Raw genomic sequence first — 275 nt, 5'->3', positions numbered from 1 at the left:
GCGCGGTTGGTCACCACCCCCTGCACATCCAGCGCGGCCAGCGCCCGGTTCAAGGTAGCCAGCGCGGCGTCGCGGTCGACACCGTGCACGATCAGCTTGGCCAGCATGGGGTCGTAGTGCATCGACACGCGATCGCCGCTCTCCACGCCGCTGTCCAGGCGCACCTGGTCGGCGGCCAGGCCCGCGCCTTCGGTGTCCAGTTCGAAGCGGGCCAGCAGGCCAGTGGCAGGCAAGAAGTCCTGCTCCGGGTCCTCGGCGTAGAGCCTCGCCTCGAA

General features: G+C 70.2%; 1 pseudogene. It reads right to left on the bottom strand.

The features are described from left to right. Window positions 1–275: pseudogene (locus P8629_RS11800) on the bottom strand (3-methylcrotonyl-CoA carboxylase); the annotation flags it as partial.

The organism is Hydrogenovibrio sp. 3SP14C1 (assembly GCF_029625905.1).
GTDB lineage: Bacteria > Pseudomonadota > Gammaproteobacteria > Thiomicrospirales > Thiomicrospiraceae > Hydrogenovibrio.
This window is presented reverse-complemented; position numbering and strand designations above follow the sequence as displayed.